Annotated in this window: 23 protein-coding genes and 1 tRNA gene; 5 read left to right on the top strand and 19 right to left on the bottom strand. The window is 52.7% G+C overall.

The window, feature by feature from the left end:
• Positions 1–130: 130 nt before the first annotated feature.
• The 10 genes from AC6CHM_RS12165 to AC6CHM_RS12120 all read right to left on the bottom strand — a co-directional run bounded on the left by AC6CHM_RS12165 (position 131) and on the right by AC6CHM_RS12120 (position 7,493).
• On the bottom strand, positions 131–607 hold the full coding sequence (locus tag AC6CHM_RS12165) for a YaiI/YqxD family protein (RefSeq protein WP_440810906.1): 477 nt from the start codon (positions 605–607) through the stop codon (positions 131–133).
• Positions 608–609: 2 nt separating this feature from the next.
• The gene (locus tag AC6CHM_RS12160; RefSeq protein WP_115055483.1) at positions 610–1,233 is read right to left on the bottom strand and encodes an exopolysaccharide biosynthesis protein; all 624 of its coding nucleotides are present in this window, start codon (positions 1,231–1,233) and stop codon (positions 610–612) included.
• Between the two features lie 23 nt (positions 1,234–1,256).
• Positions 1,257–2,138 carry a 3-hydroxybutyryl-CoA dehydrogenase gene (locus AC6CHM_RS12155; protein WP_115055577.1) on the bottom strand — a complete coding sequence of 294 codons (882 nt, stop codon included), beginning with the start codon at positions 2,136–2,138 and terminating at the stop codon, positions 1,257–1,259.
• Between the two features lie 115 nt (positions 2,139–2,253).
• On the bottom strand, positions 2,254–3,183 hold the full coding sequence (locus AC6CHM_RS12150) for an FAD-binding protein (protein WP_115055481.1): 930 nt from the start codon (positions 3,181–3,183) through the stop codon (positions 2,254–2,256).
• Positions 3,184–3,205: 22 nt separating this feature from the next.
• The gene (locus AC6CHM_RS12145; RefSeq protein WP_307280332.1) at positions 3,206–3,955 is read right to left on the bottom strand and encodes an electron transfer flavoprotein subunit beta/FixA family protein; all 750 of its coding nucleotides are present in this window, start codon (positions 3,953–3,955) and stop codon (positions 3,206–3,208) included.
• Positions 3,956–4,149: 194 nt separating this feature from the next.
• Complete coding sequence (locus AC6CHM_RS12140; protein WP_115055476.1) at positions 4,150–4,911, bottom strand: rhomboid family intramembrane serine protease; 762 nt, start codon at positions 4,909–4,911, stop codon at positions 4,150–4,152.
• A 162-nt stretch (positions 4,912–5,073) separates the two neighbouring features.
• Positions 5,074–5,805, bottom strand: coding sequence for a rhomboid family intramembrane serine protease (locus AC6CHM_RS12135; protein ID WP_498173329.1), 732 nt, complete (start codon positions 5,803–5,805; stop codon positions 5,074–5,076).
• A gap of 27 nt (positions 5,806–5,832) precedes the next feature.
• Positions 5,833–6,414, bottom strand: coding sequence for a cob(I)yrinic acid a,c-diamide adenosyltransferase (locus AC6CHM_RS12130; RefSeq protein ID WP_307280325.1), 582 nt, complete (start codon positions 6,412–6,414; stop codon positions 5,833–5,835).
• Positions 6,415–6,424: 10 nt separating this feature from the next.
• Positions 6,425–6,622, bottom strand: coding sequence for a twin transmembrane helix small protein (locus AC6CHM_RS12125; protein WP_307280322.1), 198 nt, complete (start codon positions 6,620–6,622; stop codon positions 6,425–6,427).
• 40 nt (positions 6,623–6,662) lie between these two features.
• Positions 6,663–7,493: an SDR family oxidoreductase gene (locus AC6CHM_RS12120; RefSeq protein WP_336442350.1), complete on the bottom strand. Its 831-nt coding sequence runs from the start codon at positions 7,491–7,493 to the stop codon at positions 6,663–6,665.
• Positions 7,494–7,588: 95 nt separating this feature from the next.
• On the opposite strand from AC6CHM_RS12120, the gene AC6CHM_RS12115 reads away from it, so the two are divergent.
• A complete protein-coding gene (locus tag AC6CHM_RS12115; protein ID WP_115055466.1) occupies positions 7,589–8,443 on the top strand; it encodes a YihY/virulence factor BrkB family protein in 855 nt (284 codons plus the stop codon).
• Here the strand turns inward: AC6CHM_RS12115 and AC6CHM_RS12110 are convergent.
• Positions 8,410–9,297 (bottom strand): DMT family transporter, encoded by an 888-nt coding sequence (locus AC6CHM_RS12110; protein ID WP_498173669.1) that lies wholly within the window; start codon positions 9,295–9,297, stop codon positions 8,410–8,412. The two genes, AC6CHM_RS12115 and AC6CHM_RS12110, sit on opposite strands and share 34 nt — an antisense overlap.
• A 65-nt stretch (positions 9,298–9,362) precedes the next feature.
• Positions 9,363–10,220, bottom strand: coding sequence for a tRNA glutamyl-Q(34) synthetase GluQRS (gluQRS, locus tag AC6CHM_RS12105; protein ID WP_498173327.1), 858 nt, complete (start codon positions 10,218–10,220; stop codon positions 9,363–9,365).
• Positions 10,221–10,294: 74 nt separating this feature from the next.
• On the opposite strand from gluQRS, the gene AC6CHM_RS12100 reads away from it, so the two are divergent.
• Together AC6CHM_RS12100 and AC6CHM_RS12095 are read left to right on the top strand one after the other, a co-directional pair.
• Positions 10,295–10,939, top strand: coding sequence for a DNA-3-methyladenine glycosylase family protein (locus AC6CHM_RS12100; RefSeq protein WP_498173325.1), 645 nt, complete (start codon positions 10,295–10,297; stop codon positions 10,937–10,939).
• 108 nt (positions 10,940–11,047) lie between these two features.
• Positions 11,048–11,605 carry an HNH endonuclease gene (locus AC6CHM_RS12095; RefSeq protein ID WP_008127884.1) on the top strand — a complete coding sequence of 186 codons (558 nt, stop codon included), beginning with the start codon at positions 11,048–11,050 and terminating at the stop codon, positions 11,603–11,605.
• Between the two features lie 158 nt (positions 11,606–11,763).
• Here the strand turns inward: AC6CHM_RS12095 and AC6CHM_RS12090 are convergent, their stop codons facing one another.
• Together AC6CHM_RS12090 and AC6CHM_RS12085 are read right to left on the bottom strand one after the other, a co-directional pair.
• A complete protein-coding gene (locus AC6CHM_RS12090; protein WP_115055461.1) occupies positions 11,764–12,261 on the bottom strand; it encodes a disulfide bond formation protein B in 498 nt (165 codons plus the stop codon).
• Positions 12,262–12,291: 30 nt separating this feature from the next.
• Complete coding sequence (locus tag AC6CHM_RS12085; protein ID WP_115055459.1) at positions 12,292–12,882, bottom strand: YqaA family protein; 591 nt, start codon at positions 12,880–12,882, stop codon at positions 12,292–12,294.
• A 254-nt stretch (positions 12,883–13,136) separates the two neighbouring features.
• On the opposite strand from AC6CHM_RS12085, the gene AC6CHM_RS12080 reads away from it, so the two are divergent.
• A tRNA-Leu gene (locus AC6CHM_RS12080) sits at positions 13,137–13,221 on the top strand.
• Positions 13,222–13,328: 107 nt separating this feature from the next.
• On the opposite strand, the gene AC6CHM_RS12075 is transcribed toward AC6CHM_RS12080, so the two are convergent.
• The 3 genes from AC6CHM_RS12075 to pepT all read right to left on the bottom strand — a co-directional run bounded on the left by AC6CHM_RS12075 (position 13,329) and on the right by pepT (position 16,173).
• Positions 13,329–14,402 (bottom strand): serine/threonine protein kinase, encoded by a 1,074-nt coding sequence (locus tag AC6CHM_RS12075; RefSeq protein WP_498173323.1) that lies wholly within the window; start codon positions 14,400–14,402, stop codon positions 13,329–13,331.
• The gene (locus tag AC6CHM_RS12070; RefSeq protein WP_115055455.1) at positions 14,402–14,824 is read right to left on the bottom strand and encodes a DUF3010 family protein; all 423 of its coding nucleotides are present in this window, start codon (positions 14,822–14,824) and stop codon (positions 14,402–14,404) included. The genes AC6CHM_RS12075 and AC6CHM_RS12070 overlap by 1 nt, the downstream gene beginning before the upstream one ends.
• 116 nt (positions 14,825–14,940) lie before the next feature.
• Complete coding sequence (pepT, locus tag AC6CHM_RS12065) at positions 14,941–16,173, bottom strand: peptidase T (RefSeq protein WP_498173322.1); 1,233 nt, start codon at positions 16,171–16,173, stop codon at positions 14,941–14,943.
• 242 nt (positions 16,174–16,415) lie between these two features.
• On the opposite strand from pepT, the gene AC6CHM_RS12060 reads away from it, so the two are divergent.
• On the top strand, positions 16,416–17,204 hold the full coding sequence (locus AC6CHM_RS12060) for a sulfotransferase family protein (RefSeq protein WP_336442357.1): 789 nt from the start codon (positions 16,416–16,418) through the stop codon (positions 17,202–17,204).
• On the opposite strand, the gene bspF is transcribed toward AC6CHM_RS12060, so the two are convergent.
• Together bspF and AC6CHM_RS12050 are read right to left on the bottom strand one after the other, a co-directional pair.
• Positions 17,201–18,487, bottom strand: a complete 1,287-nt coding sequence (gene bspF / locus AC6CHM_RS12055; RefSeq protein ID WP_498173321.1) for a type IV secretion system effector crotonyl transferase BspF — start codon at positions 18,485–18,487, stop codon at positions 17,201–17,203. The genes AC6CHM_RS12060 and bspF overlap by 4 nt on opposite strands.
• Complete coding sequence (locus AC6CHM_RS12050) at positions 18,487–19,908, bottom strand: lipopolysaccharide biosynthesis protein (protein ID WP_115055446.1); 1,422 nt, start codon at positions 19,906–19,908, stop codon at positions 18,487–18,489. The genes bspF and AC6CHM_RS12050 overlap by 1 nt, the downstream gene beginning before the upstream one ends.
• Between the last annotated feature and the right edge of the window lie 116 nt (positions 19,909–20,024).

Here is a 20,024-nt window from a genome sequence, read left to right as displayed (position 1 = left end):
TTTTGGGCGTGTTTTTAGCTCGGCGTCAATGGGGCACGAGCGGCACGCATATAGCTTTGTTGCGCTCTCGTAGAGCTTGCGACGCGTTCCGTCAATGCCACGAAACGCATAGCTCCCATCCACTTACCCTTCAGGAGGTGAAGCCCGCACGTTTCAACCGCACAATAGCGAGATCAAGCGCAGAAAGAAAGGAGGAACGATCTTTTGGTGAAAATGGTCGCGGTCCACCCGTGATCTGGCCCGCCGAACGCAGTTCATCCATGAGGTTACGCGTTGCCAGGGTATTGCCGATGGATGCCTCGGTAAATGCCCGACCCGTTGGGGAAATGGCGTCTGCACCAGCTTTTACGCAGCGGCTTGCAAGTGGAATATCGGCAGTGACGACCACATCGCCCCGGGAGACCCGCTCGGCAATCCAGTCATCGGCGGCGTCAAAACCGTCGCTGACAATGACCCGCTCGATCATCGGATCGCGCGGGATTGCCATCATGGAATTGGACACGACGAAAACCTTGACGCCATATCTTTCCGCAACACGATAAATTTCTGCTTTTACCGGGCAGGCATCTGCATCGACGTAAATGGATATGTTTTTCTGTTCTGTCATTCTCAACCAAAAATATGCAGCGCGGCCAAACCTACAGAGGCGCCGAGCCCGATAGCAATTCCAGCTGCCAGGGCCGCAACAAGAAATCCTGTTCCCAACCATACGCCGTCCTGTTCGCCAAGACCAATTGCCAGCAGGATTATGCTCAATGCCGGTATCTGGTTAATAAGCGGAATCGGCAAAATGACGATCAGGGACATTGAAAGCGCAACGATACTGACGACCCGTTCGACGATAATTTGCGGCAAGAGCCAATAACGCGGACGGGCAAGCCGCTCAAAACGTGTAAGAACGCTTTCCAGTCTGGCGATCCCGGAACGATAGGTTTCTATCCGCATTGATTTGCGCCGCAGAAAGGCCGGAAACCACGGCTTCTCGAAGCCAATCAACATTTGGATGGAAAGCAGAACCAGTGGAATGCCGAATATGGTGGATGAACCCGGCGGTAGTGGAATCAGATTTAATGCGGAAAACAGGATGAGCAAGGCGCCAAAGCTGCGTTCCGACAAGGCGACGAGAATGTCGTCGAAGGAAATTCTGGTCGCGTCTGTGTCCCCAAGCTCAACAAGAATGGTGGATAGCCGCTTTGTTCCGGCAGAATATTCCGCGTCCTGTTGGCTATCCATGGGATAATTTCATGCGGGCATGATCAGCGTGTCGGAACGGGATTTTCCCCGCGATAATCATAAAAGCCGCGACCGGTCTTGCGGCCAAGCCAACCGGCCTCGACATATTTGACGAGAAGCGGGCAGGGTCGATACTTCGAATCCGCCAGACCATCATGCAAGACCTGCATGATCGAAAGGCATGTATCAAGGCCGATGAAATCAGCCAGTTGCAGTGGGCCCATCGGGTGATTTGCGCCGAGCTTCATGGCTGTATCAATGGCATCCACAGAGCCGACACCTTCGTAAAGAACGTAGATGGCTTCGTTGATCATCGGCAGCAGGATGCGGTTAACGATGAAGGCCGGGAAATCTTCCGAGACAGTCAAGGTCTTGTCGAGGCTGGTAACGAATTCGCGCGCACTTTCGAAGGTGGTGTTCTCGGTCGCGATACCGCGAATGAGTTCAACCAGCTTCATCACCGGCACCGGATTCATGAAGTGAATGCCAATAAACCGTTCCGGGCGATCGGTTGTTGCGGCGAGCCGTGTGATGGAAATCGATGAAGTATTGGTGGCGAGGATCGCCTCCGGATTGAGGTTTGGACAAAGCTGCGCAAAAATCTTGCGCTTGACGGTTTCATCCTCGGTCGCCGCTTCGATGGCGAGATCGACACTGGAAAGATCCTCCATGCGCAGAGCAGGGCGGATATGCGCCATGGCTTTTTCGCGTGCCGCCTCATCGAGTTTGCCGTGCGAAACCTGCCGCGCCATATTGCCATTAACGGTGGCTATAGCCTTTTCCAGCTGTTCGGCAGACTGGTCATGGATCAAAACGTCATAGCCGGCGACGGCACATACATGAGCAATGCCGCTGCCCATTTGCCCCGCTCCGATAATGCCTACAGTCTTGATCGATCCAGCCATGTTTCCATCCGTTTGTTTGTTCAAGCGCAAACTTCCTAGCACCAAAGTAAATGGCCGGGGTAGCTTTCGTCTACCCCGGCCATGCAAATCATTTCAAACTTGCGGCTATATTTTTTTACAGCGCCTTTTCAAGTTCCGGCAGGATAACGAAGAGATCGCCAACGAGGCCGTAATCGGCAACCTGGAAAATCGGTGCTTCTTCGTCCTTGTTTATGGCAACAATGACCTTGGAGTCCTTCATGCCGGCCAGATGCTGGATCGCGCCGGAAATGCCCACGGCGATGTAAAGGTCAGGCGCGACAACCTTGCCTGTTTGTCCAACCTGCCAGTCATTCGGTGCATAGCCAGCATCGACAGCCGCACGCGAAGCACCAACCGCAGCGCCGAGCTTGTCAGCAACCGGGAGGATCACTTCCTTGAACTTTTCGTTGGAGCCAAGAGCACGTCCGCCGGAAATGATGATCTTCGCCGAGGTCAACTCAGGACGATCGCCACCGGAAAGCTTTGCTTCAACAAAGGTCGAAAGGCCAGGATTGGCAGCCGCCGAAATGGTCTCGACGGAGGCTGATCCGCCTTCGCCAGCAGCGGCAAAGGTTGCCGTGCGAACCGTGATAACCTTCTTGGCATCGGTGGCCTGCACCGTCTGCAAGGCATTGCCCGCATAGATCGGACGCTTGAATGTGTCAGCCGAGATAACTTCGATAATGTCTGACACCTGCATGACATCAAGCAGCGCTGCAACGCGCGGCAAGATGTTTTTGCCGTTGGTGGTGGCAGCGGCGATGATCGTGTCATAGCCGTCGGCAATCGAGACGATCAATGCAGCGGTAGCTTCGGCGAGGCGGTTGGCCAGATCATCGCTATCGGCCAGCAAAACCTTCTTGACGCCCGCAAGCTTGGCAGCCTGATCTGCAACGCCCTTGGCGCCTTTTCCGGCTACCAGCACATGCACATCCGAACCGATGGCGAGCGCTGCGGTCAAAGCCTTGGCTGTCTGGTCGGAAAGGGTCTCGTTATCGTGTTCGGCAAAAAGAAGAATAGCCATGGTGAATTCCTTATCCTTTTCCTTAAAGAACGCCAGCTTCGTTCTTCAGCTTGGAGACAAGCTCCGCAACGTCCTTGACCTTCACACCAGCCTTGCGTCCACCCGGCTCTTCAGTCTTCAGGACCTTGAGGCGCGGCGCAGTGTCAACGCCGTAATCAGCAGCTGACTTCTCATCGAGAGGCTTCTTCTTAGCCTTCATGATATTGGGCAGCGAAGCATAACGCGGCTGGTTCAAACGCAGATCGGTGGTGACGATTGCCGGCAAAGTGACCTCAATGGTCTGCAGGCCGCCATCGACTTCGCGTGTTACCTTGGCCGACTTGTCACCAAGTTCAACCTTGGAGGCGAAGGTGGCCTGGCTCCAACCGAGCAACGCTGACAGCATCTGGCCGGTCTGGTTGGCATCGTCATCGATTGCCTGCTTGCCAAGAATAACGAGCTGCGGCTGTTCGGCTTCAACGACGCCCTTCAAAATCTTGGCGACGGCCAGCGGCTCGACAATATCGTCGACCTTGACCAGAATGGCACGGTCCGCACCCATGGCGAGTGCTGTGCGCAAAGTTTCCTGCGCCTGCGCCGGGCCAATCGACACGACGACAACTTCCTCGACCTTGCCGGCTTCCTTCAAACGAAGCGCTTCCTCGACCGCGATTTCGTCGAACGGATTCATCGACATTTTCACATTTGCAAGCTCAACGCCTGAACCGTCACCTTTGACGCGGATCTTGACGTTGTAATCGACTACCCGCTTTACCGGTACGAGGACTTTCATGGGGACTCCCTCTTCAACATTCAAATGACAGCTTTAACTGTCCTATCACAGTACCTGCTTGCCGGATGCCGACATTGAGGTGAAAAAAGCGACACGTTTGTGTCTGAACAGCGCGGGACCGTAAATATGAGTGACGTAAAGGTCAATGCGCGCTATGCGACAATCTGTACTTCAACCGATTGAATGATGTGGGTCTATCTGCCCCATTTCGCAGGTTCGGTTTGCGTAGCGGCGATAGCTGGCTCTTTTTCGACCACGACGGCACGCGGAGAGACTATGGCACGGTCAAAAAGCGGAACATTGCGGCGCTTCAAAATGAGAATGAGCAATGCACCTGCTATAATCCCGCCCACATGCGCAGGCCACGATATTTGCTCATCGCCACCCCACAAAAGCATACCGAATTGCAGGGCAACCCAAAGGACGAGTGGATAGATCGCCGGGATGCGCAGCGGAATTCGTCCAAAGGCCAGAACCCATACTTTCACGCGAGGATGGAGTATAAGATAGGCAGCAACGATACCTGCTATCGCACCGGAAGCGCCTATCAATGGTGCTTCTGAATCCGGCAGAATGACGCCATGGAGAAAAGCTCCCGCCGCCGCGCATAAAAGATAGAAGATCAAAAATTTTACGTGGCCGAGAGCGTCTTCAATATTGTCTCCAAATACCCAGAGAAACAGCATATTGCCGCCGAGGTGGAAAATGTCGGCATGGAGAAATGCGTAGGTGATGTAAGTGGCATTTGGCGGCACAATATCATAGGCTGCAGGCAGAGCTGCAAGGTCATGGACAATGGCGGGTATATAGCCAAGTCCAATAATTGTGGCTTCCGCATGATCTCCGGCAATGCTGGTCAGCGCAAAAATGATGACATTCAGCGCTATCAGCGAAAGTGTCACATATTGCAGCTTGATGTATTTTAAGCTGTTGGCGTCATGCAGTGGAATAAACATTGGTGTCTTTCTACCGGATATCGAGAGACGTGACGTGGACACTGGAAGCGCACCGAAACCAATGTGCGTGGTGAATTTGAGCCAAAGCTTTGGTATTGTCTACAAACAACCTCCAGCAGATTCCCAATTTAGACAGTTCTTCGCTACCTTGAAGCCGCGGCTTCAGGCCTCATTGTTTTGCTTGTCTTCGGTCACGACGGCGCGAGGTGTGACAATGGTGCGATCAAACAGCGGAATGCTCCAGCGTTTGAGAATACCGACCAGCAATGCGCCCGAAATAATTCCGCCGACATGGGCCGACCAGGAGATGCGTTCATCGCCATGTACGAAGAGCATCAAGAACTGTTCGACGATCCAAAGTGCAAGCAGATAGATTGCCGGAAGCGGCAAAGGAATGCGTCCGAAGGCGAAGACCCAAACCCAGACCCGTGGGTGAAGCATGAGATAAGCGGCGACAACCCCGAATATCGCTCCCGATGCGCCAATCAACGGGCCATGAGAGTCGGAAAAAACAAAACCGTGCATTAAGGCACCGGCGGCACCGCAAAGAAAATAAAAGATCAGAAATTTTATATGCCCCATGGCATCTTCGACATTGTCGCCGAAGACCCAGAGAAACAGCATATTTCCGCCGAGATGGTAGATGTCGGCATGCATGAACGTATAGGTGATGTAGGTCCATCCACTAGCTATGAAGTCATATTCCGGCGGACGAACAACCAGACCCTGCGCTACGGCGGGGATGTAGCCAAATATCATTGAGGCTTTTTGGGTGTCCGGATCGAAAAGGGCCACAAGCCCAAAAATCATAACATTCAAAACAATGAGTGAAAGCGTAACATATTGTAGTTTGATGTATTTGAGGCGATTGGCGTCATATAGTGGAATGAACATTAATTCCGGGTTCCTGCCTCAGGCCTGTCAGCGATTTTTACCCGGCACCCATAACACGTCCTTCGCGCCATTGTCATTGACAACCCGAGCCGCAACAAACAGGAAATCGGAAACGCGGTTGATGTATTTCAATGCGGCGGGCGTGACGATCTCATCGGGCCTTTGAGAAAGCTCGACCATTTGACGTTCTGCACGGCGCGAAACCGTGCGCGCCAGATGCAAAGCGGCTGATGCAGGGGAGCCTCCCGGCAGCACGAAGGAGCGCAAAGGCTCAAGCTTTTCGTTCAGTTGGTCAATATCAGCTTCAACTCTTGAAACCTGGGTATCGATGATGCGCAAAGGCTCGTAGGCGAGAGTTTCACCCGTATCCGGGGTGGCAAGATCAGCCCCGAGATCGAAAAGATCATTCTGGATGCGAAAAAGCATGGCATCGAGTTCGGGATAATCCCGTTCCGTATGCAATCGGGCGAGGCCAACAAAGGAATTTGCCTCGTCCACAGTGCCGTAAGCCTCTACGCGCAAGTCATGCTTTAAACGGCGCGCTCCAGTGCTGAGGCCGGTGGTGCCATCATCGCCGGTGCGCGTATAAATCTTGTTGAGCTTGACCATTATATCCGCCCTAGCCTGCAGCGCGATGGAAGTAGATGGCGCCAACAATCAGGATGATGGCAACGAGCTGCAGCAGAATACGCAGTTGCATCATCTTGTTGGAGAAGTTGGCATCGCCGCCCTTCATCATGTTGCGCAGACCGACGAGAAGCACGATAGCGACGGCGGCAATGGCGACAATTGCCAGAAACTTGAAGATGATGTCCATGATGTTATTCCTTATCAGGCTGACTTGCAGTCTGCTCCTGTCATGATTGGCTCGCAAGCATGCGATATAGCGCACGTGCCGATAGCATTCTTTTGGCAAAACTTGCCAGCTTAGCTGGAACCGTCACCACATAATGGGGTCTGGGACGCTCATTTTCCAATGCGTGTTTCAGAACCTTGTAAATGGCATCTGGCCCAAGTGCGAATCGTGGTGGCTTTGCCTGTGAGAATTTGGCGATTTCTCTCTCGTATTGCTCGCGATGCACTGATTTTTCAATATCGATATATTTGCTTATTTGGGCCGCCGCGTTGGTCCTGAAATGGGACTCGATCGACCCCGGCTCGAGCAGCGATACATGAATGCCGGAGCCAGCCAGTTCCATCCGCTGTGTTGTCATCAACCCTTCGAGTGCAAATTTCGAAGCGACGTAAGCTCCGCGCAGTTTCATGGGTACCAAGCCGAGAATTGATGAACAGTGGACAATTCGCCCATGACCCTGCCGCCGCATCACCGGAACAATAAGTTGCGTCAACTCATGCCAACCAAAAAATGCTGCTTCAAATTGCTCGCGTAACGCCGTTGTCGGCAAATCCTCCACAGCGCCGGGCACCGCGTAAGCGCCATTATTATAGAGTGCGTCGAGCGTGCCGCCGGTCTGTTCAAGAACAGCCCTGACCGTATCCCTGATGGATTGCGCCTCGCTATAGTCAAGGTAATGAGCCGAAAAGCCTTCCGCTTTAAGATCATCTATGTCAGATAATTTGCGGGCAGTAGCAAAAACGGTCCAGCCATCAGCCTTCAGGGCGCGTGCACAATAAGCGCCCATGCCGCTGGAACATCCTGTAATCAAAATCGTTCTGGAACGGGGCATGGTTTCGATTCAATAGGTTGCGCAAAAAAACACTTCACATATTCGCTTGTGCCTTGCAATCTCGCGTACATGACCATGGGGGCAAACCTGCATTGATGCGTAAACTATATGGTTTTCTTCGGCGTATTCTTGGTGACGCTCTGGGGCATTTCAGCACGGATGATGGATGGGCACTGGCGAGCCATGTTGCGCTGTCAGGAATCATGGCGCTTTTTCCGTTTCTGATTTTTGCCACGGCATTGGCGAGTTTCCTCGGAGCAAGTGCTTTTACCGAGACGGCAGTGCATGTCGTATTCGACACCTGGCCGGAGGTGATCGCCAACCCAATCAAGCAGGAAGTGAGCAATGTTCTCAATGTGCAGCGCGGCGGGTTGTTGACAATCAGCGTGATTGCCGCTGCCTACTTTGCATCCAATGGTATTGAAGCTTTGCGGGTCGCGCTCAACCGGGCTTATCGTGTGGTGGATACGCGCTCGATCATTTATTGCCGTCTGCAAAGTCTTGGCTATGTGATCATCGCGACCATCGGCATCATGGCGATCAGCTTTCTGCTGGTGCTTGCCCCGCTGGCGATGCGGATTGCTTCGAAATGGTATCCTGAAATTTATCTTCTATCGGGAACGATCAGTTTTTGGCGCTATTGCATTGCATCGGCCGTGCTCATCATCGGCCTTCTTGTGGTTCATCTCTGGCTGCCAGCAGGGCACAGGCGTTTTGTGGATATTTTGCCCGGCATTCTGCTTACACTGATTGCCTGGACTATTGGGGCCACGATCTTTGCCAGCTATCTGGAGACATTTGCGTCTTATATCTCGACCTATGCGGGACTTGCTTCGATTATGGCCGCTATTGTTTTCCTTTATATAATCGCAGCCATCTTCATTATCGGAGCTGAAATAAACGCTGCGATTATTATCTATCGCGAGGGAAGGGTGGCGCGGCGGCTTTGACCTGCGGTAGAAAGCGCAACGCCCAACGTGGCAATGGCCATGCCAACCAGCTGAAATAACGTCAATGTCTCTCCGAAAAGGACATAGGCCATCAGGGCCGTGACGCCGGGCACGAGATAAAACAGCGACGCGACTTTCGAGACTGCGCCTTGTTTGATCAGGATCATCAGCAGCAGGACCGCGCCGATGGAAAGAACGACGACCAGCCAGAACATGGCGAATACCAGTGAGCCTGACCAGATGATTTCATGAGTCTCGAACAACAATGTCATGATTGCCATGACCACCATAGCACCCAGATATTGCAAGGTTGTTCCTGCCTTTAAATCAATCTGGCCAACAAAGCGTTTCTGCCAGATGGTGCCGATGCTGATGGCAATGACCGAAAAGATCGAAGCGCCGACAGTTGCCGGGGTAATACCATCGGCAGAAATCGAAAGCTTCGGCCAAAGCACCATGGCAACGCCAATGAAGCCGACACCCAGTCCCGCCCAGTGGCGCGGCTGTATTTTTTCGCCAAGCGTTACACCCGCAATCAGCGCAGTGATCAGGGGTTGCAGGCCGACGACCAATGCAGACATGCCAGCGGGCAAGCCCTTGTGAATGGCCCAGAACACAGCTCCGAGATAAGCGCCATGGATCAGGCAGCCGGCGATGATTGCGTGCATCGCTCCGCGCCTATCGGGCCAATTATTGCCCGCCAGAATAACCCATACGCCTAATATTGCGCCTGCAATGGCAAAGCGTGCCATGAGAAACAGAAACGGTTCCATATAGGGCATCGCGTAGCGCGCGCCGATAAAGCCGGTAGCCCACAGAAGAACGAACAGGGCTGGAAGGAAGCGTACGGACATTGGGGGTACAGCCGGATCATTGAAGGAGACAACTGACTTATACCCGCAAAGTGAGATGCGATAGATCATAAACCGATCAAATCACATATCTCCTGACGTGTTACCCCTCGCTCACGCAAAGATCGCAGGGACGTATCCCTGCGGCTTTTCGATAGTTTGTTGCCGTCATTATCCAGAACGAGCCTATGATGGTGGTAGAGCGGCGGTTCAATGCCGAAGAGGTGTTGAAGCAGGCGGTGAACGCTGGTGGCGTGATAGAGATCCTTGCCACGAACTACATGCGTAATGCCTTGCAAAGCATCATCAATGACGACGGAGAGATGATAACTGGTGGGCATATCGCGTCGGGCGATGATGACGTCGCCCCAGTCCTGAGGCCGGGCATTGACCTTGTGTTCACGCGAACCAAATTCATGCCAGATCAGTTGCGTTCCTGCCGCCTCAAGCGCGCGGTCCATGTTCAAGCGCCAGGCATAAGGGTCTCCCCTTGCCATGCGTGTTTGCTGTTCGCGCTTTGAAAGCAGGCGTTCAATCGGAGGGTAGAATGGCGCGCCGTCCGGATCGCGCGGCCAATCATCCATGTTGGAACGCTCGATCTCCCGCTTGATACCACTGCGGCTAAGAAATGCCGGATAGACAAGTTCCATTTTGACGAGGCGATCCAGAGCTTCCTGATAGATTGGAAAATGTTCCGACTGGCGGCGAACAGGCTGTTCCCAAGTCAGGCCAATCCATTCCAAGTCATCCAGCATTGAATGCTCAAGTTCGGGTGTGCAGCGTTCGCGATCTATATCCTCCATGCGGAGCAGCATCCGGCCACCCATATTCTGTGCCATCCGTTGATTCAGAAGAGCGGAATAGGCATGGCCGAGATGAAGGGAGCCATTGGGACTGGGTGCGAATCTGAAAACCGGAACTGTCATGCGCGCTGGACATTCTTGGCGTTGTTCACACTCATTGATACGGTGTTTGCCGGATCATGCAAGGATGAAGACATATGCGCAGAATTGATACACTCGACGATATTGCCGAAGGCCTTGCGGACCTGTTGCGCGCTCATCCCGAACTGGCGGTGGTTGCGGAGAAGGCTGGACCGTTGCCTTTGCGTCGCTCCGCGCCGGGTTTTGAAAGCCTGGCATCGGTCATCGTTTCCCAGCAGGTGTCCAAGGCGAGCGCCGATTCTATATGGAAACGCCTCATTGGCGTTATCGACCCGCTGACGCCGGAAAACTATCTGGCAGGAGGCGAGGAAGCGTGGCGAATCGCGGGTCTTTCCCGCGCCAAGCAGGCGACGCTCGCCCGGATAAGCCAGTCGATCATCGCCAGCGAACTCGACCTGTTCGACCTTTGTGAGCGGCCCATCGAAGAGGCGATGCAGGTGATGACGAACGTCAAGGGGATTGGCCCATGGACCGCCGAGGTCTATCTGCTTTTTTCAGCCGGTCATGCGGATGTCTTTCCCGCAGGGGATGTCGCGCTTCAACATGCCTATGCGCATGCATATGGCGAATCAGTGCGGCCGGATTCGAAAACATTGAAGATTTTTGCCGAGCGCTGGTCGCCTTGGCGGGGTGTGGCTGCCAGACTTTTCTGGGCTTACTACGCCGCAACCCGTGGCCGTGATGCTACACCCGTCGCATGAAGTTGAAATAACGGTGCTTTTTCTGCTGCCGCGCAGCAATTCGCTTCACATTCCTGTCACGTCAAGCTTACAATATGAAGGCCTGATGGTTGGATTGGAGTTGATTCCTTGACAATAGCCGTCTCGCCGGACGGACTGCCGGCTCTGGTACTTAATGCGGACTATCGTCCGCTCAGTTATTATCCCTTGTCGCTTTGGTCCTGGCAGGACGCGATCAAGGCGGTTTTTCTTGACCGTGTGAATATCGTGGCCGAATACGAGCATGAAGTCTCGTCGCCTTCATTCGCGATGCGTTTGCCAAGTGTCGTTTCGCTGAAAAGCTATATCAAGCCGTCGCGCAACCCGGCTTTTACGCGGTTTAATGTTTTCCTGCGCGATCGCTTCGAATGCCAATATTGCGGTTCGGAAGAAGATCTGACATTCGACCATGTCATCCCCCGTTGCGCCGGTGGCGAAACAGTTTGGGAAAATGTTGTCGCTGCCTGTTCGCCCTGCAATCTACGCAAGGGAGGCCTTATGCCGGATCGCGCCAAGATGTGGCCGAGGCAAAAGCCTTATCCGCCGACAGTTCACGATCTGCATAATAATGGCCGCATGTTCCCGCCAAACCATCTGCATGAAAGCTGGATGGATTATCTTTATTGGGATGTCGAGCTGGAGCCGTAGAAACCTCCTGCCAATCCACCCCGATGGCCATCTGTTGCAATTTTCTGCGCTTCCGTTGCTCACGAACCCGAGAGTTCGCTGCGCTACGGTTCTCAAAAATCACATCACCTGACTCATCGGGATGAATTTTCAGAAGGTTTCTGCGTTGTGGATTAGATTTAGGATTTCGCTGCGCCGCGAAATGCTACGATCATCAGAACCAAGCTTGCAATGGCATTCCAGCCAGCAAAGGACAGGCCGAGAACGCGCAGAGCAGCGGTATCGCATGCAGGCGGGCGAACAGAATTCATATCGCTTAGAAGGCTGCCTGCGTCCGTTGTGATCGACATTGCCACCGCCGTGCAATCAGTTGGGCCCGCCCAGAATTTCCACTCCACGCCCGCATGAAATATTGCAAGACCAAGGCCAATGAGCATGAGCAGGCCGCCCAGAGCCAGAAGCAATCGCGTCAGACCTGCGGGCCATTTCAGGGATGATGAAGCAACCGCCAGCACCATCAGGGGGATGCCCGCATAATAGGGATAGCGCTGCTCAAGGCATAGCTTGCAGGGGAGATAGCCGCCAATATGTTGAAAACCCAATGCCGAGCCGACTGTGACAATCATGGCCAGCAGCAGAAAAAGTGCGGTCTTCAAATGGGGTTTGGTATTGATCATGACGGCGGTGGTCCTCTTGAATTGACGCAACTACAGATGAAGATAATGGAACACGGCGTAGAGCAGAATCAGGATGAGTGCCGCTGCACCGGCAATGAGTCCGAGGCGTTTTTCGATAAAATCGCGGATCGGTTCGCCGTAACGGCGCAAAAGCCATGCGAGAAAGAAGAAGCGCGCACCGCGTGCGATAATTGCCGAGACGATGAACAGCCAGATGTTGATACCCGCCGCGCCTGAAAGAATGGTGACTATCTTGATGGGAGGCAGGTGAGCAAGTCCCGATGTTACAAGCAGGAGCAGGATCGCGTCAGCGCTGGTGGAGCCGCGCATGGCCTCAAAGGCATCAAGCTTGCCATACATTTCAAGTATCGGCTTGGCGAGGGTTTCATAAGCATAAAAGCCCAGCATCCAGCCGGCTATTCCGCCAAGCACAGAGGCAATAGTGGCAACCAGCGCATAGCGATAGGCCCGTTCGGGACGGGCAAGGGCCATCGGCAGATAAAGCACGTCTGCGGGAACGAGGAAAACAGAGCTTTCGACAAAGGCAATGACCGCAAGCCATGCTTCAGCCGACTTGCGCGCGGCCAGTGACATTGTCCAATCATACAGTCTGCGCAGCATTATCGGTTCCCGCCTGGAGTAAATATGCAAGGTCTCTTAGAGCAAACATTCGCCAAATGGAATCGGGACGATCAATTTTCGCAACCTCGCTGGCAGGTATTCTTGCACCCGCCTCTAGCTTTGACCGCGGGCAGGGGCAACACACGAGTGTGTTATCCGCGATAAAAGCTTTTATTGCTGTTGACCGAAGGTGCCCTCTGCATGTATTTGGCTTTCACGGAGTTGAGTTCGCTCATCTCCGACGCTTTTTGGCGGCCCCTTTGGCGGAATTGGTAGACGCGCCTGACTCAAAATCAGGTTCCGCAAGGAGTGCTGGTTCGATTCCGGCAAGGGGCACCAAGGCTTTTCACGACATCATTTAAGCAGGGCGTTGAGCATCCATACGTGGCTCACGGCGGACACCAAAGTATGATGTAGGCTTGTCTAGGACTCAATAGAGTAGAGGATTAAAGCTGCTCTGCGAATTTGACTGCATCAAACAAAGTCTCTGGTAAGAAAGTCCGGTCCTTTCTCCATTGAGCGCCAATACACTTTTCAATGACATAGCTGCCTTTGTGTGGGACGATACGAAACCGTCTCTTGCCCCGATGTAGTATGGGATTTTCGCCAACGTGCCATTCGGGAACTGTACTTCTCAAATTATTTAATTGTACTACCAGATCTGCGACTGACGAATAACGGTCTTCGCGTTTGGTAGCGCAGCATCTTCTAACCACCGTTTTAAGACCAGCCGGTACCCATGCGGGAAGCGTTGAGCGATTAACGACACGATCTCGAACAATTTTTGATTCGATGATCGACGTGGCATAATTTTGCTGTTCCCAACCGCCGAGGCCGTCATATTTTATGGCCTCTTTTTCAGAAAGCCATGCACGTTCTTCGTAGGGCAGGTGACCACCTAAGAGTTGATAAAAAATCATCCCCAGCTGATATATATCCCCTTCACGATACGACCGTTTCTCTTCGAGCTCTTCAGGTGGGCGATAAAGAAGCGAATGTCGGGTTAGTGTTTTTGCGTAGCCCTCGTCGTTCTGGACGACAACAGAACCAAAATCTCCAATTACGAACTTGTCCTTGGACAAACAAAAGATATTTGCAGGCTTCAAGTCACGGTGTAGGTAGCCATTCCCATGCAAAAAGCTTGCCCCGCCTGCAATCTGGCTCAGTACATCAATCGCCTCAACAGTCCCAAATTTTCGACTCTTCAAGGCGTCGTCTAAGTCACCAGACGCGCAATACTGCGTCATAAAAAACGCATCGTTTTTATTGATGCTTTCAGCATGATATACCTTAAGAATGTGATCGGATTCGAGTTGAGCGAGTACGGCGGGTTCTGCATGATCTCCGTTACCCCAATAGTAGAACTTTACAACGACATCGCGCTTTAGGAGCGTGTTGTAGCCGATCAGCACATGACCGTTGGCTCCCTTGTCGTTCATCAGTTTGAATTCTATATTTTTGGTCAGCTCCTCGGCTTTTTGCCTGATGGACTCCGGCAAAAGCGAAAAATCCAGAGCCATTATAATCTTCCGGCTTTGGCGAGCTGGAACACTCCGCAACGGTAGGCATCGTATTGGTACTTTAGTACGCCGTCTGGAATCCCTCCCAAGTTTGTCTTTGAAAATTTTGACAGCGCGGTAGCGTTGACAAACACCACGTCACAATCTGAAAGCTGAAAGAGTGTTTCAATTTTAAATGATATAGCTCCTCCACCCATTTGCCCGCCTTTCGCTCTCGCTTTAATTGCAAAGACAGCGACACCGTTTTCGTGGGCAAAGGTTTTTATGGCTTGAAGGAACGACTTGATAGCGCTGCTGTCTTTATCGTCTCCTAAAGTGAGCTTCTTTGTTTTACACGGTATGAGATGTGGGTCGTTGTTCTCCACCGAGACCAAAACTAGCCGCGCTTCACTTGATTTTAAGTCAACTCCACAGACGATCATTTCCCCCCCCAATGTGTTTCCTCCGAACTCTATAGAAACTTAATTGAGGAATGTTCAATGAGATTACCGTTAGCCCACTTGTGGGCAACGCGGACGCATGAAGCGATGAGCCATCCTCACGCGCGCTCTTCCAATATCCTGGCAAGTTCCACGATTGTTTTGACCGCTTTTTCCATGTCCTGCCTGCTGATCCATTCTAGCGGCGAGTGAAAGGCATGGCCGCCGGCAAAGAGGTTTGCGCAAGGAAGGCCCATATAGGATAGTCTCGAGCCATCCGTGCCACCTCTTATACTACCTCGCACGGGTTCCATGCCCGCGCGCCGAATCGCTTCGATTGCGTTTTCCACGATCTCGGGGTTCCGGTCGAGAATCGCTTTCATATTGCGATACTGCTGTTTCACAGTGAATTTGTAAGAAGAGCCGGGGAAATCGGAGATCACTTTCTTGACCAGATCTTCCAGCATGGCTTCCTTTACCGCCAGACCCTCATCGTTAAAGTCACGGATGATAAGGGCGAGCGTGGCCTTTTCCATGGAACCCGTAATATTGACGGGATGAATAAAACCTTCGCGGCCTTCAGTCGTTTCGGGGGCAATATTCTTGGGTAAAGCGGCAATAATCGCGCTGGCGATTTTGATGGCGTTTTCCATCTTGTCCTTGGCAAAACCCGGATGGATTGCGACACCCTGAATGGTGATCTCAACGCCATCTGCCGAGAATGTCTCATCTTCAATATGTCCGGCGGTTTCACCGTCGACAGTATAGGCAAATTGCGCACCGAGCTTTTCAAGGTTAACCTTGTCAGCGCCGCGCCCTACTTCCTCATCCGGCGTAAACAGGATGCGAATGGTGCCATGTTTGATGTCGGGATTATCCATGAGGATTTGCGCAGCCGTCATGATCTCGGCGAGACCGGCTTTGTCGTCGGCTCCAAGCAAAGTGGTGCCGTCGGTTGTGATGATGTCGTTGCCAATCTGATCAAGCAGGACAGGATGATCTTTCACGCGAATGATCTGCTGCGTATCTCCGGTCAGCTGAATGTCCCCGCCTTGATAATTCAGCACATGTTGGGGCTTCACATTTGTCCCTGTGAAATCGGGCGCCGTATCCATGTGCGAACAGAAACAAATGACCGGCACGTCCTTGTCGACATTGGAGGGGATGGTTGCATAGACATAACCATGTTCGTCCAGATGGGCGTCGGTCAGGCCAATTTCGAGCAGTTCAGCGACAAGTATGCGGCCAAGATCAAGCTGCTTCTGGGTCGTGGGCTGTGTTGAAGAACTGGCATCCGACTGGGTGTCGATCACGACATAGCGAAGAAAGCGGTCGGTAACTGTATCGGTCATAGGCTTCATTCCAATTGATCAGCGGTAGTCGTCTGTTTAGCGCGTGATGGGCCGTGTGTGAAACGGATTTCAGTTGAGATGTTTTCTCAGGGCGGCGCCACCGCGCTGTCTTTTGCTCGATCAAATTTCTCAAGGGCGAGAAGATACAATATTAAATCAATGTGTTGGGGGCTATTTTGTCGTGATCTGTATTGTGAGTTCTTCCGATCCTGTAGAAAATAAATCTAAATTGGGGAAGATTAATGAATGAACATGCTGAAGGCAGCCCGATAATAGTTTGCGGGTGTCAAAGAAGTGGTACGACCGCCATTGTTCGGATTTTGAACGATAATGGAATGATGATTTCCAATGAATGGGCATTGTTTGCGTGGCCCGCTTGGCAAGAGCAGTTTTCATTGGCTGAATGGCTTGAAAACAAACGTGCTCAAGTGGAGAAAAACCTTTGGCTGCAGTTCTGGCACTATAAAATCGAGCTGACAGGTTTGGAGGCGGAGCAAGGTTATTCGGCAGCCTTGCACTCGGTCTATGGCAGGCGTGATGCTTGGCGTTGGGGAGACAAGTGGTCGGATTATGTTTTCCACGTTGACGCTGTCAAAGCCCATTTTCCTAATGCCAAAATTATCTACATTTATCGTGATGGGCGCGACGTTGTCGCCAGCATGTTGCGCAAGACTATAGAGAAAGATCCCGGCCCAGGTTTCAAACGGTGGGTGAATTCCATTGAAGCCTGGCTTTCATGGAAAGATCGGGTTGATCACCTTGCAATAAGACAGGAAGACTTGCTGCAGTATCCCGAGAAGATCGCCGCAGACATTGCCGACTATTGCGGGTTTACACTGCAGAGCGCCGGGCATGCTGCTTATGTGCTGTTGGGGTCGGATGCCGAAAACAATGGGGACCACGTATCTGAAAACCCCTTCGAGCATACGGGAGCATATCATGACCAGTTTTCAGATGCTGATGTTCCGGCCGATGTCATGCGCCATCTGATAAATCTGGGCTATGCCAAGCATAAGCAAGAAAGGGTCTAGTTTCGTCCGGTCAAATTGCGCAAGCGCTCGCGCATGAGGCGGGCAATATTCTGGGTGCGCCGGTAAAGGTGGATCTGCGAAGCCGCCTGCCGGGTGGCGCGATCTGCTTGCGGGGTAAGGCCGATGACCAGAGTTCCGATTTTCTCCCGCTCCTGGAAAAGACGAGACGCAACGGGGTGATCCGGCACGGCGCAAGAATCAGTCCGGTCAATATTGGGATCTTCCAAATGATTCTTCAGCACTTCAATCATCAAAAGAACACCCGGTGAGAAACTCGACAAACGCTCATCATAGGCGGTTTTCCAAGTCCACGCGTCGCCCGCTTCGATGAACACGATCAGCACCGCGATTACTTTGCCATCCAATTCCAGCGTATGGATGCGAGCCAGATCACGTGCAGCAAGATTGTTGACGGCCTCACGTGCAAAGGCCGCACGGAACCGGTCTACGGCCATCGCCGAGCCGCGCTGTCCCTTCCAGCCACTGGCTTCCAGTGCCAGGAAATCCTCGAGTTTGTGTCTTATATCCTCTTCGCTACGGCTGACGACGTAAGTGAGGGCGCCTTTTTCTGAGAGACGCCGCCAGAGCCGGCGGTACTCCTTGGTATGTTTTGCGCCAATGGCTTCGCGTAAATATTCGGCCCCCTCTTTGGTACTTTCAATTGCGGGACGTTCCATCTGGTGCGTCGTGACCAGTGGCAGGTTCCGTTCCATGGCTATTGAACGGATAAGCTGCGCCACCGGGCGGTCGAGCAACATATCCGGGAAAACCAGGATTTCCGGTAGTTTCAGATGTTTGCGACCCAGCATATCGAAGAGATCATTCAGAACGCCAACGGGGTCGTCGCGATCGATCAAAGGCGTTCCCTGTGGTCCAAACGGCGTCGCCCAAGCGCGCAAGATCGAACCTGAAAAAGCAAAGCCTGGGCGCTCTATCGTGTAGGGCATCAGGAAGCGCAGGCGGCTTTTGATGTCGTTCTCGTCGCGCATAACCATGAACCGGACCTGCCTGTCATCGAGGCGTGGCATGGCGGGCGCCAGAAACCGAGGATTGAAAAAGATGTTTGGCTCGATCGTCCGGTAGGTGAGATATTCCAGCTCATCAAGGAGTTCAAAACCGGCGGAAGCCGAATAGATGGAAAGCTTGCGGGGAATGGCGTGCGTGCTAAGAGTTTCCTCGAACTGCTTTGTCGCATCGCGCGAAGAATCCATGCCCGACAACTGCGCAATGATATGCGCAGAAGGACCACCGGCCAGTTCTTCAAGGAGCGGGATCGCGGCCATCAGACTTCTTCCTTGGCAGGTTTCTCGATTACCCTGCCGGCAAAAACGAACATCGTAATGTTCAGACGTTTGTAAACAGTCAGCGTTAAGGTCACAGCTTCAAATACCATTGAAAAAGCGGTGGCGCATGCGGCTCCGGTCAAACCATAGGCCGGGATGAGCACAATGCTGAGACAGATATTAACAATCAGTGTGAGAGCATAAACCGCAGCACAGATTTTTTGCTTTCCGGCCATGTTCAGCAGGCTTTCAGCCGGCCCAACCGACGCCCGGGCAACCACACCGATAACCATGATGAAAAGGAGGGGATAGCCCTCCGTGAATTCGTCACCGAACAGATAGAGCAGTGGTTTGCCCAGCAAAAGCAGCACCAGCGCCATTGCAAGAGAGGGCCAAAATGTCCAGCGCGCCGTGTCTCTTGCAAATGCAGCCAGTTGGGCGTGGTCGGTTGTATGGATCAGTTCGGAATATCGCTGCGCGGCACCGGCTTTTACCGAGAAATAGACAAAGTGCACGAGAGCCAGAAGTTTCACAGTGGCAAAATAGGTGGCGACCTTGTCAGGCTCCATGAACCGCCCGACCATCAGCACGTCCGCATTGGTGAGAAGAAAGAAAAAGCCCTCAACAAGGAAGATAGGTAGCGAGACTGTGAACCATTCGCCGAAACGAATGGACCTGTTTCCAGGAGGAATAACAGACTTGAACCGGTTATTGACCACGAGCAATTGAACCAGCGTTGTAAGATAGGTCGCGATAATTGAGCAGATCACGGCGATAATAGCTGTGGGCGTAAAGCCGGCCGCATGGGCAATGCTCATGATGATGAGGGTCAGGACCGGCCTGACGATATAGGTTGGGGTGAGGGCAACCAGAACCCATGAGCGTGAGCGTGCTGTGCCGTCAAGCGTATCGCCGAGGGCGATCATCGGAAGACAAACAAATCCAAGCAGGAAGGGCGTGACATAGTAAGCTTCCAGCGCATCGCGGAAGTGATAAATGCCTGCCGCGGCGGCAAGCGCCAGAAAGGTCGTCATCGATATGGCAAATATCTTGCTGGTAAACAGGATACCGCGCAGGCGATTTAGCTGGTTGCTCTCAAGATATTCCGGGACATAGCGGATAATACTGGTCTGGAAGCCGAGACAGGAAAGATTGCCAAGGATGACGACTGTCACCCATACGAGAACAAAAATTCCATATTCAAATTGCCCCATCCAGCGGGCGAATATGACCTGCGATAGGAGAGCTATGGCTGCACTGATAATACGAATGCCGAAAGCAATCAACGAAACGCGCTGCGCTACGGCATGCTGATTGGTCCCGTCGAGCAAAGCATCCAGGCGAAGGAGCCATGGATGGAGCTGGCGGGTCAGTTTCTCCGGCAGAAACCGGTCTGCAGTCTGTACCGCAGAAAATCGCAATGGGCAGCTCCAATTATGGCCAATGAGGGAGCTTTACTCAGTAAACCTTTAGAAACGGTTCGAAAAGTAGACACGAATGCTCGGTAATGAAAAGGCCGCATTGAAGCGGCCTTTTT

The sequence above is a fragment of the Phyllobacterium sp. GQ127 genome (assembly GCF_059758635.1).
Note: the sequence above shows the minus strand (reverse complement) of the source record. Positions and strands in the feature narration are given on the sequence as shown.

What these genes read in the sequence shown, in the direction of transcription:
- AC6CHM_RS12115 (WP_115055466.1), top strand. Translation starts at nt 7,589, where the DNA reads ATGCGTAAACTATATGGTTTTCTTCGGCGTATTCTTGGTGACGCTCTG.
- AC6CHM_RS12110 (WP_498173669.1), bottom strand. Translation starts at nt 9,297, where the DNA reads ATGTCCGTACGCTTCCTTCCAGCCCTGTTCGTTCTTCTGTGGGCTACC.
- pepT (WP_498173322.1), bottom strand. Translation starts at nt 16,173, where the DNA reads ATGACCGATACAGTTACCGACCGCTTTCTTCGCTATGTCGTGATCGAC.
- AC6CHM_RS12150 (WP_115055481.1), bottom strand. Translation starts at nt 3,183, where the DNA reads ATGGCTATTCTTCTTTTTGCCGAACACGATAACGAGACCCTTTCCGAC.
- AC6CHM_RS12120 (WP_336442350.1), bottom strand. Translation starts at nt 7,493, where the DNA reads ATGCCCCGTTCCAGAACGATTTTGATTACAGGATGTTCCAGCGGCATG.
- AC6CHM_RS12130 (WP_307280325.1), bottom strand. Translation starts at nt 6,414, where the DNA reads ATGGTCAAGCTCAACAAGATTTATACGCGCACCGGCGATGATGGCACC.
- AC6CHM_RS12160 (WP_115055483.1), bottom strand. Translation starts at nt 1,233, where the DNA reads ATGGATAGCCAACAGGACGCGGAATATTCTGCCGGAACAAAGCGGCTA.
- AC6CHM_RS12070 (WP_115055455.1), bottom strand. Translation starts at nt 14,824, where the DNA reads ATGATCGTCTGTGGAGTTGACTTAAAATCAAGTGAAGCGCGGCTAGTT.
- AC6CHM_RS12125 (WP_307280322.1), bottom strand. Translation starts at nt 6,622, where the DNA reads ATGGACATCATCTTCAAGTTTCTGGCAATTGTCGCCATTGCCGCCGTC.
- AC6CHM_RS12135 (WP_498173329.1), bottom strand. Translation starts at nt 5,805, where the DNA reads ATGTTCATTCCACTATATGACGCCAATCGCCTCAAATACATCAAACTA.
- AC6CHM_RS12155 (WP_115055577.1), bottom strand. Translation starts at nt 2,138, where the DNA reads ATGGCTGGATCGATCAAGACTGTAGGCATTATCGGAGCGGGGCAAATG.
- AC6CHM_RS12075 (WP_498173323.1), bottom strand. Translation starts at nt 14,402, where the DNA reads ATGGCTCTGGATTTTTCGCTTTTGCCGGAGTCCATCAGGCAAAAAGCC.
- AC6CHM_RS12100 (WP_498173325.1), top strand. Translation starts at nt 10,295, where the DNA reads ATGCGCAGAATTGATACACTCGACGATATTGCCGAAGGCCTTGCGGAC.
- bspF (WP_498173321.1), bottom strand. Translation starts at nt 18,487, where the DNA reads ATGGCCGCGATCCCGCTCCTTGAAGAACTGGCCGGTGGTCCTTCTGCG.
- AC6CHM_RS12165 (WP_440810906.1), bottom strand. Translation starts at nt 607, where the DNA reads ATGACAGAACAGAAAAACATATCCATTTACGTCGATGCAGATGCCTGC.
- AC6CHM_RS12140 (WP_115055476.1), bottom strand. Translation starts at nt 4,911, where the DNA reads ATGTTTATTCCACTGCATGACGCCAACAGCTTAAAATACATCAAGCTG.
- AC6CHM_RS12060 (WP_336442357.1), top strand. Translation starts at nt 16,416, where the DNA reads ATGAATGAACATGCTGAAGGCAGCCCGATAATAGTTTGCGGGTGTCAA.
- AC6CHM_RS12145 (WP_307280332.1), bottom strand. Translation starts at nt 3,955, where the DNA reads ATGAAAGTCCTCGTACCGGTAAAGCGGGTAGTCGATTACAACGTCAAG.
- AC6CHM_RS12090 (WP_115055461.1), bottom strand. Translation starts at nt 12,261, where the DNA reads ATGATCAATACCAAACCCCATTTGAAGACCGCACTTTTTCTGCTGCTG.
- AC6CHM_RS12085 (WP_115055459.1), bottom strand. Translation starts at nt 12,882, where the DNA reads ATGCTGCGCAGACTGTATGATTGGACAATGTCACTGGCCGCGCGCAAG.
- gluQRS (WP_498173327.1), bottom strand. Translation starts at nt 10,220, where the DNA reads ATGACAGTTCCGGTTTTCAGATTCGCACCCAGTCCCAATGGCTCCCTT.